Genomic DNA, 13110 nt, shown 5'->3' with positions numbered 1-13110 from the left:
TGTCCCGGAAGGTTGACGTGAAGGGCGCGCGCGAACGCGAGGTCACGTCAGGTTCTGGGCGGGCGCATGGGACCGGCGGGCATCCGGGAGGCCGGCGCCTGATCGAGCGATGACGCCAAGGGCGCGCGATCGAGGGCCATCGACCTCATGTCGTCAATGGCCGGCGGCGCGGTAATGCCGCAATGGTGGCAATGGCCGTGGGCGCAGGCGACCTGACCTGCTGCGCCCTTGCGTTCGCCGTGACCTGTATCGGACACAGCGACGACGTCCGACGCGGCCAGGCCTTGCAAGCTTCCGGTCTCGGGTGCGCAGGCGAAGGCGTCGGCTGCGGAAACCAGGACGAACAGGGCCAGGAACGACGCGAGCAGCGCCGCCATCCACCCATGCCTAGTCGAGGGAAACCCCATGCCGTCCCATAACACGGTGCGCCGCGACATCAATCGCCTCATCGTCGCACCGCCCGATACAGAGAGATGGATCCGGTGGCGGTCGGGATGACATCGAGCACTTGAACCTGTGTGAAGCCGGCCTCGGCCATCAGCGTAGGCAGAACGCCGTCGGCGTTCGGTTGGGTGTTTTCGTAGCCGTCCAGAGACTGCACCAGGCGGAAGAGCACGCGCATCGCACCCGACTGGCGGCCGTAGTCCGCGACATGCAGCGTTCCGCCCGGCTTGAGCGCCCGCAGGCTCGCGGCGAGGCCCGCTCGCTTCTCGGCCATGGGCAGCTGATGGAAGACCAAGCTGGAGACCACCTTGTCGGCGGCGTCCTCGCCCAGGAGCGCCGCCACATCGCGCGAAAACCCCTGGATGAAACGGACGGCCTGACCTGCAGCGGCCGTCTTCGTCTCGGCCCGCCTGAGGATGTCGCCGTCGGGATCGAGGCCGAAGATGCGCGCGTCCGGCGCCCGGTTCGCCATGGCGATCGCGAATGAGCCGGTTCCACATCCAAGATCGATGATCGTCTCGCCAGGGGACGGAGCCACCTGTTCGAGAAGGCGGCTCCGCCACAGCGGTTCCCGGGTCAAAAGCGCGATGGCCGGATCATACAGCCCGCTCAGGGCTGTATGGCCGAGCGCGGGGGTGAAGTTCGCGGTCACGCGGCGGCCTTCAGTTCTTCGCGGGACTGACGAATGATCGACCAGCCGGATTGCAGGAAGACCACCGCCAGGATCGCGCCGGCGATCAGGTCGGGCCAGCGAGAGGCGGTCAACCAGACGGCCACGCCCGTGGCCGCGACCACCAGGCTCTGGATCAGGTCGTTGCGCGTGCACAGCCAGACCGAACGGACATTGGCGTCGCCTTCGCGATGGCGGACCAGCAGCAGCGCGGCCAGGGCGTTGGCGAAAAAGCCCAGGGCGCCCAGGCCGGTGATGACGACGCCTTCCGGGGGCGCCCCCGAGGTCGCCCGCCAGATCGCGTAGCCAAGGATGAACAGCGCCAGCGCCGCGAGGCTGGCGCCCTTGATGATGGCGGCCCCGGATCTCACGGCGACCGAGCGCCCGATCACGGCCAGGCTGATGCCGTAGGTGGCGGCGTCGGCCAGGAAGTCGAGCGCGTTGGCGCCCAGCGAGGCCGAGCCCTGCAGGGCCGCGCCGCCGGCGATGGCCAGGAAGGCGGCGCCGTTGATAGCGATCACCGCCAGCAGGATGCGGCGATAGGCCGGGGTGGCGCCGTCGAACTTGACGGCCGCGCCGCAGCCGCAGCCGGAGGCCGCCGGTTCGGGGGACGAGAGGGAGTCAGTCATCGAAGTCCGCCTTTCACCACGAGAATGCATCCTCCAGTCGCTTGAGGATCAAGAACAAAATGGATGCCTCGCCCCAAAAAGACGCGGTTTGGCGGAACCGACTTGATCCTCTAGTAGCTAGAGGACGCACAATCGGACGAAATCCACAGGAGGCCTCATGATCACGATGCACCCGTCGCGACGCGGTCCCAGCCGCATGCGGGCGATCGCCTTCTCGTTCTTCATGCTGATCGCCGCTCTGGATCAGGCCGCCAAGGCCGCGGCTCGCGCCCGACTCGAGAGCCCGGTGGACCTCACGCCGTTCCTCGCGCTGCGTTTGGGATTCAATCCCGGCGTCACCTTTGGCCTGTTCGCAGACTCGGGCGCGGTGGGACGATGGGCCCTGAGCGCCGTGGCATTCCTGATCATCGGCGTCCTGCTGACCTGGATCTGGCGTACGCGAAGCGCCGTCACGGCGGTCGCGGCGAGCCTCATCGCCGGTGGAGCGCTCGGGAACCTGCTCGATCGTCTGCGCTCCGGCGCGGTGACGGATTTCATCGATCTTCATTGGGGCGACGCGCACTGGCCGACCTTCAACCTCGCCGATGCGGCCATTGTTTGCGGCGTGGCGCTGCTCCTCCTGACCGTCCGGGGCTCGGACGGCCGCCCGGCGACGTCGACCCTGGGACGGGCGGCGCGATGACCTTTTCCGCCGAACAGAAGGCGATCGCCGTCCGTTCGGGGTTGGCGATTCTCATCACCGCTGCGGCGGTGGCGTCAGCTTGGCTATGGCTTTCGCCACGTCTCCTGGGCGCCGCGCCGGACATGGCGACAGCTGATCGGCTGGCCTACGCCCTGAAGGCGGACCTCCTCGTTTTCCTGTGGCTCGCCGGTTGTTTGAGGGCCGTGGCGAGCATCCGGTTCCGGTCCGACGCCGACCGGCCGGGTTCCGCCTATGCGGCGCCCAGCTCGAGGCTCGCCGTGCCTGCCGCCGTGCTTCAGAACACCCTGGAGCAGACGGTCCTGGCGGTGGGCGCCCACCTGGTGCTCGCCACCGTGCTGCGCGGCGAGGAGATGGTCGTGCTGCCGGTGCTGGTCGCCCTCTATCTGATCGGCCGCGTGTTGTTCGCCCACGGTTATGCCCGGGGCGCGGCGGCCAGGGCCTTCGGCATGGCCCTTACCGGCGCTTCCACGATCGCCGCCTTCGGCGCCGCCATCATCCTCATGGGGCTGGGCCGATGATCCTTTTCCGTCCTGCGCCTGCCGCCCTTCAGCCCGCTGCTGCGAGATGATGCGATGACCCTGCCCTCCCCGGCCTCGTCCGGCCTGCGCCCTATCGGCAAGCTCGCCGCGGCCACCGGCGTCAAGGTCCCGACCATCCGCTTCTACGAGGAGATCGGCCTGCTTCCCGCCGCCCCGCGCACCGCCAGCGACCGGCGGATGTATGACGACGCGGCGGAACGCCGCCTGTCGTTCATTCGGCATGCACGGCAATTGGGCTTCGATCTGGACTCGATCCGCTCCCTGCTGGATCTGTCCGATCACCCTGATCGGCCCTGCGCCGAAGCCAGCATCCTCGCCGAACGTCATCTGGCGGAGGTGACGCATAAGATCGCCCGACTCCGGGCCCTGCAACGCGAGCTTTTGCGGATGACGGCGGAATGTGCCGGCGGCCGCGTGTCCGCCTGCAAGGTGATCGAAGCCCTGCACGATCCCTCGGCGCCGGTTTGAAGACGAACCCGACCCGGGTTTGCACCGCTCCTCGGCCTCGCCGTGCAGGTCGGCGCTGAAGGTCAGAACGGGCCCGGGATGATGCAGGAGCCATTGGGTCACCGCGACGTTTTGAGTAATCCCGCGGCCCTCGTCGCGCTCCCTTCGTCCATGGAGGACTTCGATGGCGCATCGATCGACACAGCGACACGCCGATCAGACGTTCGCCCTTTTGACGGACCCGTACAGGCGCATCTCCCGCCTGTTCGAGCAGGCCGGCGCGGACGCAATCGAGACCCGTCTGGCGCTGAAGGAGACGGCCTGTCTGAGAGGGCGCGAAGCGGCCCAGGTCTTCTACGACGAGACCCGCATCTCGCGCGCGGGCGCCATGCCGGCGCCTGTCCGACGCACACTGCTCGGCGAAGGCGGCGTCCAGGGCCTGGATGGCGAAGCGCACCGCGCCCGCAAACGCGTGTTCATGGCTCTTATGTCGCCGGAACGGATCGCGCGGCTGGGCGACCTGTTCGAGGCGGAATGGCGACGCGCGGCCGTTGAATGGGCTGGCCAGGAAGAGATCGTGCTGTACGACGCCCTGCAGCCGGTGCTCACCCGCGCCGTCTGCCGCTGGGCGGGGGTGCCGCTGAATCCCGACGACGAAGCGAAACGGGTCAGTCACCTCAGGGCGCTGTTTGACGCGGCAGGATCGCGGGGGCCTCGCCACCTGTGGTCGAGGTACGCGCGGCGACGCGTCGACGCCTGGCTGGCCTCGATCATCGAGGGCATTCGCGCCGGACGACTGGCGCCGGATCCAGACACCGCCGCCTACGCCTGGGCCTGGGCGAGCGCGGATGATGGCGAACCGTTGGCGGCCCGGACGGCGGCGGTCGAACTGGCCAATGTGCTGAGGCCGACCGTGGCGACCTCGGTCTATATCGTGTTTGTGGCGCACGCGATGCAGGCGCACCCCGCGGCGGCCCGTCTGGCCACCGCGGACGCCGGCCGCCGCCGCGCCTTCGTTCAGGAGGTGCGACGCCTTTATCCGTTTTTCCCGGCGGTGATCGGGCGCGTGCGCGCGCCGTTTCGCTGGCGCAACCTTGACTTCCCGGTGGGTCGGCAGGTGATCCTCGATCTCTATGGCTCCAATCACGATCCTGCCGTCTGGACCGATCCCGACGAATTCCGGCCAGAGCGTTTCATCGACGGCTCCGGGGACGCGTTCGGCCTGATTCCCCAAGGCGGCGGGAACGCCCTGACCGGTCACCGTTGTCCCGGCGAAAGCATCGTCGTCGAATTGATGGAGCGGGCCCTCGGCTTGCTCGCCGGCCTGAACTACCGGCTGCCGGCTCAGGATCTGGAGATCGACTTCCGCCGCCTTCCGGCCCTCCCCAGGAGCGGGTTCCGAATGATGACGCGTCGGACTTCCCCGCGTGAGGGCGGCGCCTGATGTTTGCTCATGCGGGTGGCCGGCGCCTTCGTCCCTCTTTCACTTACAGCGAAGGCTGACGCGATGGCTTCGATGACATCCTATGACCTGGTGATAATCGGCGGCGGGCCGGGCGGGTACCCCTGCGCCATCCGGGCGAGCCAGCTCGGCATGTCGGTGGCGGTTATCGACGACCGGGAACTCCTCGGTGGAACCTGCCTGAACATCGGGTGCATTCCGTCAAAGGCGCTGCTGCAGGCCACAGAGCGGCTGGAGATGGCCCGCAATCTCGAGGCTTTCGGCGTCCTGGTCGACAATGTGCGGGCCGACCTTGCCGGCGTCATGCGGCACAAGGCCAGGGTCGTGACGGAGCTTGGTGAAGGGGTCGCCTACCTCCTGCGCAAGAACAAGGTCACCCGCCTGCAGGGCCGCGGCCGGCTGCTGTCGCGCGACCGTGTGGAAGTGAGCGCCCCGGACGGCAGCTTCGAGGTGCAGGCCCGCAAGGCGATCGTGCTCGCCAGCGGATCGAAAGCGGCGACGTTGCCGGACCTGCCCATCGACGAGCAGCGGATCGTCACCTCGGCGGGCGCCCTCAGCCTGACGGCGGCGCCGCGCCATCTGGCGGTGATCGGCGGCGGCTATGTCGGACTGGAGCTGGGCTCCGTCTGGCGCCGTCTCGGCAGCGAGGTCACGGTCGTCGAGGTGCTCGACCGGATCGCGTCCGGCGTTGATTCAGAGATGTCGACGGCGCTGCACAAGGTGCTTGAGGCCCAGGGCTTCCAATTCTGCCTGGCGCACAAGGTGGTCGGATCGCGAATGGAGGCGGACGACGTCGTCCTTGAGGTCGAGCCCATGGGAGACGGCGCGCGAGGAACCATCAAGGCCGATGTCGTGCTCGTGTCCATTGGCCGACGTCCCGCCACCGACGGACTCGATCTGGAGACGGTCGGCATCAAGCCGGACCCAAGGGGCTATATTCCGGTCGACGACGGCTTTCGAACCAGCGCCGAAGGGGTCTACGCCATCGGCGATGTCATCGGCGGCGCCATGCTGGCCCACAAGGCGGAGGAAGAAGGGATCGCTCTTGCCGAGCGACTTGCCGGCGGCGCGGGTCATGTCGACTACGAAACGATCCCGGCCGTCGTCTACACCTGGCCGGAACTGGCCTCAGTCGGGCGCACCGAGGACGACCTCAAGGCGGCCGGCGTGGCCTATCGCGTCGGGCGCGTTCCATTCTCGGCAAACGCCATGGCCAAGGCGCGGTTGGAGAAGAACGGGCTGGTCAAGGTGTTGGCGGACGCCAGCACGGACAGGATTCTCGGCGTGCACATCCTGGGGCCGGACGCGGGCAGCCTGATCCATGAAGCGGTCGCCGTCATGCAATTCGGCGCGGCGGCCGAAGACGTGGCGCGGACGAGCCATGCGCATCCGACGCTTCCGGAAGCCTTGCGCGAGGCATGCCTGGCTGTGGCCGACCGCACGATCCACCTTTAACGACCGCGCGTCGCGTGGCTGCCCGGGCTGGCCGGGCTGGCCGCGCGGCGCCGAGACGTCCCGGCGGGCGTAGGGACCCGTAGCCGCCTACGAGCCCGGCCGCGTCGCGAATAAAGCGCGACAGCGTCGCCGCCTGAATGCTAATGCGAGCCGTTCACATCTGGATTGACCATGCGCCCTCTGCTCCGCCTGTTCGCCCTGCTGTTCGCGATGGGGCTGGCCGCCCCCGCCCTCGCCCAGGCGCCGTCCGCCTCCGAGGCCCAGGTCGCCTGGCGGCTGCTCGACTATGTCGCGGTCGATTACGCCGGCGCGGTGGCCGACGGTCAGGTGACCAATCCGGCCGAATACGGGGAGATGATCGAGTTCGGCGGCCAGATCCGGACCCGCCTGGACGCCCTGCCGCCGAATCCGGCCAAGGCCGGTCTGGTCCGCGACGCCGAGGCCCTGCAGGCGGCCATCAGGGACAAGGCGGATCCGCGCGTCGTTGGCGACCGGGCCAAGGCGCTCGCCGGCGCGGTGCTCACGGCCTATCCGAGCCCGCTGGCGCCTTCGTTCCCGCCTGATCTGGCCCGCGGCGCGACGCTCTATGCCGAGCAATGCTCGGTCTGCCATGGCGTGACCGGACGCGCCGACGGCCCGGGCGCCGAGGGGCTTGATCCGCCCGCGATCGCCTTCGCGGATGTGGAGCGCGCCCGTCAGCGCAGCGTGTTCGGCCTCTACCAGGTCATCGATCAGGGGCTGGAGGGCACGGCCATGGCCAGCTTCGCCCATCTGCCGGCCGAGGACCGCTGGGCCCTGGCCTTCTACGTGGGCCGGTTCGCCTTCACCGACGCCGAAGCCGCCGAAGGTCGACGCCTCTGGGAGAGCGACCCGGCGATCCGCGCCGTCTTCCCGGACCTGGCCGCCCTCACCCAGGCGACGCCGGCCGAGCTGGCGACAAGGATCGGCGAGACGAAGGCACGGGCGGTCACGGCCTACCTGCGCCGCCACCCGGAGGCGACGGTCCGCGCCGAGGGATCGACCCTGTCCCTGGCCCGGACGCGACTGGCCGAAAGCGAGGCCGCCTATCGCCGGGGCGATCGCAGGGCCGCGACCGACCTGGCCCTGTCGGCCTATCTCGACGGCGTCGAACCGATGGAGCCGGCGCTGGGCGCCCGCGACGGCGCCTTGCTGCGGCGGGTCGAGACGGCCATGACCGACCTGCGCGTCTCGATCAGCAGGGGCGCGCCGGCCCAGGAGGTCGCGGACCGGGTCGCCCGCGCGAACGCCCTGCTGGACACGGCCGAACGCGCACTCGCGCCCCAGGAGGCGGACAATCTCGCCAGCTTCCTCGGCGCCTTCACCATCCTGCTGCGCGAAGGTCTGGAAGCCATCCTCATCGTGGTGGCGATGATCGCCTTCCTCAGGAAGGCCGAACGTCCCGAGGTGCTGCGCTACGTCCACGGCGGCTGGGTGGCCGCGCTGGTCGCCGGCGGCGCCACCTGGGCGGCCGCGACCTTCTTCATCTCCATCAGCGGCGCCAGCCGGGAGCTGACCGAAGGGTTCGGCTCGCTTCTGGCGGCCGTCGTGCTCGTCTCGGTCGGCATCTGGATGCACGGCAAGTCGCACGCCGACGCCTGGCAGACCTATATCCGCGACAAGCTCTCTCACGCCCTGTCGAAACGGTCGGCCTGGTTCCTGTTCCTGCTGGCCTTCGTGGTGGTCTACCGCGAGGTGTTCGAGACCATCCTGTTCTATGCGGCGATCTGGAGCCAGGGCGGCCATCTCGGCATGCTGGCCGGCGCCCTTACGGCGGTGGCGATCCTGGCCGTGGTGGCCTGGGCCTTGCTGGCCTACAGCAAGCGCCTCCCGATCGGCCGGTTCTTCTCCCTGAGCTCGATCCTGATGGCCATCCTGTCGGTCGTCCTCGTCGGCAAGGGGGTGGCGGCGCTGCAGGAGGCGGGCTGGCTCGATGTCCATCCGCTGGCGTGGATCCCCCGCATCGAGATCCTCGGTCTTTATCCGACGGTCGAAGGCGTCGCCGTTCAGCTTCTGACGATCGCTATCCTCGTGGTCGGCTTCTCCCGGCATGCGGCGCCGAAAGGCGCGCGCCCAGCCTCTTGAGCGGGCGTCTGAGGCCCTCAACTGCGACCCGTTGGCAGGGTTTCGGAGCTGCTTGGGCGCCGATAGCCGCGCAGTCCGCGGATACCCAAGGTGCGGGGCCGCAGCCGATAGCGTGCGGAGACCACCCTTGGTGCGGAGATTAGGCGCCCTATTCTCCGCACTTCGCGCGGAGAATAACCTTGCTCTTGCGGCGAATAGCGCCAATATTCTCCGCAAGGAGTGCGGGGAATGGCGCAATACATCCATGAGATCGAAGGCTGGCCGCGTCTGGACTGGCGCGCTGACGCGCTTGCCGATCGCCTCGCAGCCGTCCGTCATCGCCAGGGCCTTCTGCTTGGCCGGATGCACACGCTCGGCTTCGACCTCCGCGCTGAAGCCGTCCTCGAGACCCTTACCGAAGATGTCCTGAAATCCAGCGAAATCGAAGGCGAGCTGCTCGACAAGGATCAGGTGCGATCCTCCATCGCCCGCCGCCTCGGCATGGATATCGGGGCCCTCGCCGCCGCGGATCGCAACGTCGAAGGCGTCGTCGAAATGATGCTCGACGCGACCCAGAACTTTGCGTCTCCGCTCACCGAGGAACGGCTGTTCGCCTGGCACGCCGCCCTGTTTCCGACCGGGCGCAGCGGCATGACGAGGATCGTCGTCGGCGCCTGGCGCAACGAGAGCTCCGGCCCGATGCAGGTCGTCTCGGGCCCCTTCGGACGAGAGCGCGTGCACTATGAAGCGCCCCTTGCCGACCGTCTGCAGGACGAGATGCGGGCGTTCCTCGACTGGTTCAATGACGAGCCGCGGACGGATCCGGTCCTCAAGGCCGCGATCGCCCACCTGTGGTTCGTGACCATCCACCCGTTCGACGACGGGAACGGCCGGATCGCGCGGGCGATCGCCGACATGGCGCTCGCCCGCTCCGAGAAAAGCGCTCAACGCTTCTACAGCATGTCCGCCCAGATCAGGCTGGAGCGCAAGGACTACTACGCCACCCTGGAGGCGACCCAGAAAGGCGCGCTGGACGTGTCCCTCTGGCTGGACTGGTTCCTCGGCTGCCTCGATCGCGCGTTCGATGGCGCGGAAACCACCCTGACGCATGTCATGCGCAAGGCGCGCTTCTGGGAGGCGCTAGCAGGTCAGACGTTGAGCGAGCGCCAGAGCACGGTCATCAACCGGCTGCTCGACGGCTTCGAAGGCAAGCTCACCTCGACCAAATGGGCGGCGCTGACGAGGTCCTCGCCCGACACGGCCCTGCGCGACATCAACGATCTGGTGGAGCGGGGCATCCTCGTGAAGGATGAAGGCGGCGGGCGCAGCACAAGCTATTCGCTGGTCGATCGAGGATAGGCGGCCCCGCCCCGACGCCGGCACGGCTCTACGCCAGGCGGGTCGCTCAAGACCCGAGCCTCAACAGGGAGGATCGCAATTCGCCACTTCTGGCGAGTTACCGCCCAAAAACCGGCCTGTTTCGCCAGAAGTGGCGAATTGCCACCTTTGCCACGCGGGCGACGCCCCAAGGCGCCGCCGACAGGGCCTCAGGCCTGACGCGCGATGGCGATGGCCGAGAGGTCGGAGGCGGCGTCCACCGCAATTCCGGCCGCCTTGCGCTCGGAATAGCGGTCCACGAGCCGGGCCGCGTGAGGGCGGGTGAGAATGGTGAAGCGCACCAGTTCCTCCATCACATCGACGATGCGCTCATAATAGGCCGAACGCTTCATCCGGCCGGCCTCGTCGAACTCCTGAAAGGCCTTGGCCACGCTCGACTGGTTGGGGATGGTGATCATCCGCATCCAGCGGCCCAGGAGGCGCAGGGTGTTGACGGCGTTGAAGCTCTGGGAACCGCCCGACACCTGCATGACGGCCAGCGTGCGGCCCTGGGTGGGACGCATGCCGCCCAGGCTCAACGGCAGGTGATCGATCTGCAGCTTCATCAGGCCGGACACCTGGCCGTGCCGTTCCGGACTGCACCAGACCATGCCTTCGGACCAGAAGGCGTGCTCGCGCAACTCGCGCACCGCCGGGTGGTCGTCGTCGCCGGGCGAGCCCGGCAGAGGCAGGTTGGAGGGGTCGAAAATGCGGGTCTCGCACCCCATTCGCTGCAGCAGGCGGGCCGCCTCCTCGACGCAGAGCCGCGAATAGGAGCGCTCGCGCAGCGACCCGTACAGGAGAAGGATGCGTGGCGGGTGGTCGTGCGGACCCAGGCCGGCGGCCGGATCGTTCGACAGATAGGCCGCGTCCAGGGCCGGCAGATGATCCGGATCCGGCAGCGAACGCAGACGGGCGAAGGTCATCCGAGATCCTTGGTCAGATAGGCGGCCGAGGCCGGACAGATGTCCGTGAACTCGCGGGTTCGTCGGATCGCTTCAGGCGCGGTCTCTCGATCGGCGGTGGCGAAGCCGCGCCGGATGAAGAAGGGCTCGGCCGTCGTGGTGAGCAGGTGAAGACGTTCCCCGCCCATTTCGTTCGCCAGGGCTTCGGCGGCGGTCAGGATGCGGCTTCCGAGCCCCTGCGCCTTCCGGTCGGCGGATACGACCAGGGAGCGCAGCAGCAGGTCCCGCCCCTCCCCTTCCAGGCCGACGTATCCGGCCAGGGCGCTGTCGTCCTCGGCGCGGAAGTAGCGGCCGGCGCCGGGCTCCGGCAGGCCCTCGCCCTGCAGGACCGCGATCAGACCGGCGTCATCCGAGTCCAGGAGATGCAGGACGACCATCAGACGGCGTCCGCCGGCGGGGCCGTGTCCGGGAACCAGCGTCGGCCCATCCACAGCGCGACCGACACCAGCAGGATCAGCACCGGCACCTCGACCAGGGGACCGATGACGGCCGCGAAGGCGACCGGCGAGGTCAGCCCGAAGGCCGCGATCGCCACCGCGATGGCCAGCTCGAAATTGTTCGAAGCTGCGGTGAAGGCCAGGGCGGTCGTGCGCGGATAATCGGCCTCGATCAGCTTGCCCATGAGGAAGCTGACCACGAACATGACGAGGAAGTAGATGGTCAGGGGAATGGCGATGCGCAGGGCGTCCAGCGGCAGGGCCACCACCTCGCCGCCCTTCAGGCTGAACATGACCACGATGGTGAACAGCAGGGCGATCAGGGTGATCGGTCCGATGCGCGGCAGGAAGCGCCGCTCGTACCAGTCGGCCCCGCGGCGGGCGATCAGGCTGCGCCGGGTCAGGAAGCCGGCCAGGAAGGGAAGACCGAGGTAGACGAGAACGGCGCCGGCGATGGTCCAGACGCTGACGTCCACCACGCTGCCCTGCAGGCCGAACAGGGGCGGCAGGACGGTGAGGAAGACCCAGGCGTAGAGGCTGAAGAACAGGATCTGGAAGATCGAGTTGAACGCGACGAGACCGGCGACATACTGGTCGTCGCCCCGCGCCAGTTGGTTCCAGACCAGCACCATGGCGATGCAGCGCGCCAGCCCGATCAGGATCACGCCGGTCATGTATTCCGGCTGGTCGCGCAGGAAGATGACCGCAAGGGCGAACATCAGCACAGGGCCCAGCACCCAGTTCTGGAACAGGGACAGGGCCAGCACCCGCTTGTCGGCGAAGACGCGCGGCAGTTCCTCGTACCGGACCCTGGCCAGCGGAGGATACATCATCAGGATCAGGCCGATGGCGATCGGAATGTTGGTGGTCCCGACCGAGAGGCCATCGACCCAGGCTGACAGGCCGGGCGCCAGCGTCCCCAGAGCGACGCCCGAACCCATGGCCACGAAGATCCATAGCGTCAGCCAGCGGTCGAGGAAGGACAGGCGACGCGGTCCGGTCTGCACAAGCGGCGTATCGATCATCGCGCCACCCGATGACCGGCCGCGTCGATGACGACCTCGCCGTCCTCCTTGGTGAAGGGCTTGAGATCGTCGGCGGGCAGAAGATCGAGAACGGCCTCGGACGGTCGGCACAGGCCGACGCCCAAAGGGCTGCCGACGATCGGGCGATTGAGCAGGATCGGATGGGCCTCGATCGCATCGAGCAGTTGACCGTCCGTGAGGCCTGGGTCGTCGAGACCCAATTCGGCGAAGGGCGTACCCTTCTCGCGCAGCAGGTCGCGCAGCGGCTTGCCGGACCGTTCGGCCAGCCAGGCGACCATGACGCGCGACGGCGGGGTCTTCAGATACTCGACGACGTGGGGCTCGATGCCGGCGTGCCGGATCAGCTCGAGCGCGTTGCGCGACGTCCCGCAGGCGGGGTTGTGATAGATGACGATGTCCACGGGATCCTCAGGGACAGCAGGGCGCGAGTTCAGCCACAAGGGGCTCGCACAGGTCCGCCCTGCCCCCGCAGCAGTCCTTGAGCAGGAACAGGACGAGGTCGCGGAATCGGTCCAGATCGGCCCGATAGATGATCGACCGGCTGCGACGCTCCGACCTGATCAGCCCCGCGCGGGTCAGGATGCCGAGGTGGGACGACAGTGTGTTGGCCGGGATCGCCAGATGGTTGGAGATCTCACCGGCGGGCAGACCGTCGGGTTCGTGGCGCACGAGAAGGCGGAACGCCTCCAGCCGCGTCGACTGCGCCAGGGCGGCGAGAGCAAGAATCGAGGCTTCGGTTTCCATAGTTCCGAATTAGTCGAAATATGGAAATGTGCAATCCCCGCTCTGCAGCCGGCCGTAAGCTTACGGTGGGGAGTCTGGCGGCTTGGCCTGCCGCAGCCTTTCGAGTTCGA

General features: G+C 68.2%; 15 protein-coding genes. 7 read left to right on the top strand and 8 right to left on the bottom strand.

All coding sequences use genetic code 11. From position 1 onward, the window contains the following. Positions 1 to 47: 47 nt before the first annotated feature. The 3 genes from A4249_RS03130 to A4249_RS03120 all read right to left on the bottom strand — a co-directional run bounded on the left by A4249_RS03130 (position 48) and on the right by A4249_RS03120 (position 1743). On the bottom strand, positions 48 to 377 hold the full coding sequence (locus A4249_RS03130) for a hypothetical protein (RefSeq protein WP_066550984.1): 330 nt from the start codon (positions 375 to 377) through the stop codon (positions 48 to 50). Positions 378 to 445: 68 nt separating this feature from the next. Next, positions 446 to 1096, bottom strand: a complete 651-nt coding sequence (locus A4249_RS03125; RefSeq protein WP_054765663.1) for a class I SAM-dependent methyltransferase — start codon at positions 1094 to 1096, stop codon at positions 446 to 448. Beyond that, positions 1093 to 1743: a cation transporter gene (locus A4249_RS03120; protein ID WP_066550981.1), complete on the bottom strand. Its 651-nt coding sequence runs from the start codon at positions 1741 to 1743 to the stop codon at positions 1093 to 1095. The genes A4249_RS03125 and A4249_RS03120 overlap by 4 nt, the downstream gene beginning before the upstream one ends. Positions 1744 to 1900: 157 nt before the next feature. Between A4249_RS03120 and lspA the strand changes: the two genes are divergently transcribed. The 7 genes from lspA to A4249_RS03085 all read left to right on the top strand — a co-directional run bounded on the left by lspA (position 1901) and on the right by A4249_RS03085 (position 9790). Then, complete coding sequence (lspA, locus tag A4249_RS03115) at positions 1901 to 2425, top strand: signal peptidase II (protein WP_082382684.1); 525 nt, start codon at positions 1901 to 1903, stop codon at positions 2423 to 2425. Next, positions 2422 to 2964: an MAPEG family protein gene (locus tag A4249_RS03110; RefSeq protein WP_066550978.1), complete on the top strand. Its 543-nt coding sequence runs from the start codon at positions 2422 to 2424 to the stop codon at positions 2962 to 2964. Before lspA ends, A4249_RS03110 begins: the two co-directional genes overlap by 4 nt. Positions 2965 to 3018: 54 nt before the next feature. Next, on the top strand, positions 3019 to 3453 hold the full coding sequence (locus tag A4249_RS03105) for a MerR family transcriptional regulator (RefSeq protein WP_066550975.1): 435 nt from the start codon (positions 3019 to 3021) through the stop codon (positions 3451 to 3453). Between the two features lie 163 nt (positions 3454 to 3616). Further along, on the top strand, positions 3617 to 4876 hold the full coding sequence (locus tag A4249_RS03100; protein ID WP_054765659.1) for a cytochrome P450: 1260 nt from the start codon (positions 3617 to 3619) through the stop codon (positions 4874 to 4876). A 72-nt stretch (positions 4877 to 4948) separates the two neighbouring features. Further along, positions 4949 to 6349, top strand: coding sequence for a dihydrolipoyl dehydrogenase (lpdA, locus tag A4249_RS03095; RefSeq protein ID WP_197458501.1), 1401 nt, complete (start codon positions 4949 to 4951; stop codon positions 6347 to 6349). 171 nt (positions 6350 to 6520) lie between these two features. Then, positions 6521 to 8452: a cytochrome c/FTR1 family iron permease gene (locus A4249_RS03090; protein WP_066550969.1), complete on the top strand. Its 1932-nt coding sequence runs from the start codon at positions 6521 to 6523 to the stop codon at positions 8450 to 8452. A gap of 228 nt (positions 8453 to 8680) precedes the next feature. Further along, complete coding sequence (locus A4249_RS03085) at positions 8681 to 9790, top strand: Fic family protein (RefSeq protein ID WP_066550967.1); 1110 nt, start codon at positions 8681 to 8683, stop codon at positions 9788 to 9790. 188 nt (positions 9791 to 9978) lie between these two features. On the opposite strand, the gene arsH is transcribed toward A4249_RS03085, so the two are convergent. The 5 genes from arsH to A4249_RS03060 are packed head-to-tail and all read right to left on the bottom strand — an operon-like array spanning position 9979 to position 13000. Then, on the bottom strand, positions 9979 to 10734 hold the full coding sequence (gene arsH, locus A4249_RS03080) for an arsenical resistance protein ArsH (protein ID WP_066550965.1): 756 nt from the start codon (positions 10732 to 10734) through the stop codon (positions 9979 to 9981). Then, positions 10731 to 11150, bottom strand: a complete 420-nt coding sequence (gene arsN2, locus A4249_RS03075) for an arsenic resistance N-acetyltransferase ArsN2 (RefSeq protein ID WP_066550963.1) — start codon at positions 11148 to 11150, stop codon at positions 10731 to 10733. Before arsN2 ends, arsH begins: the two co-directional genes overlap by 4 nt. Beyond that, positions 11150 to 12235 carry an ACR3 family arsenite efflux transporter gene (arsB, locus tag A4249_RS03070; RefSeq protein WP_066550961.1) on the bottom strand — a complete coding sequence of 362 codons (1086 nt, stop codon included), beginning with the start codon at positions 12233 to 12235 and terminating at the stop codon, positions 11150 to 11152. The genes arsN2 and arsB overlap by 1 nt, the downstream gene beginning before the upstream one ends. Continuing rightward, the gene (gene arsC / locus A4249_RS03065; RefSeq protein WP_066550959.1) at positions 12232 to 12657 is read right to left on the bottom strand and encodes an arsenate reductase (glutaredoxin); all 426 of its coding nucleotides are present in this window, start codon (positions 12655 to 12657) and stop codon (positions 12232 to 12234) included. Before arsC ends, arsB begins: the two co-directional genes overlap by 4 nt. A 7-nt stretch (positions 12658 to 12664) precedes the next feature. Next, complete coding sequence (locus A4249_RS03060) at positions 12665 to 13000, bottom strand: ArsR/SmtB family transcription factor (RefSeq protein ID WP_066550956.1); 336 nt, start codon at positions 12998 to 13000, stop codon at positions 12665 to 12667. Between the last annotated feature and the right edge of the window lie 110 nt (positions 13001 to 13110).

The organism is Brevundimonas sp. GW460-12-10-14-LB2 (assembly GCF_001636925.1).
GTDB classification, from domain to species: domain Bacteria; phylum Pseudomonadota; class Alphaproteobacteria; order Caulobacterales; family Caulobacteraceae; genus Brevundimonas; species Brevundimonas vesicularis.
This window is presented reverse-complemented; position numbering and strand designations above follow the sequence as displayed.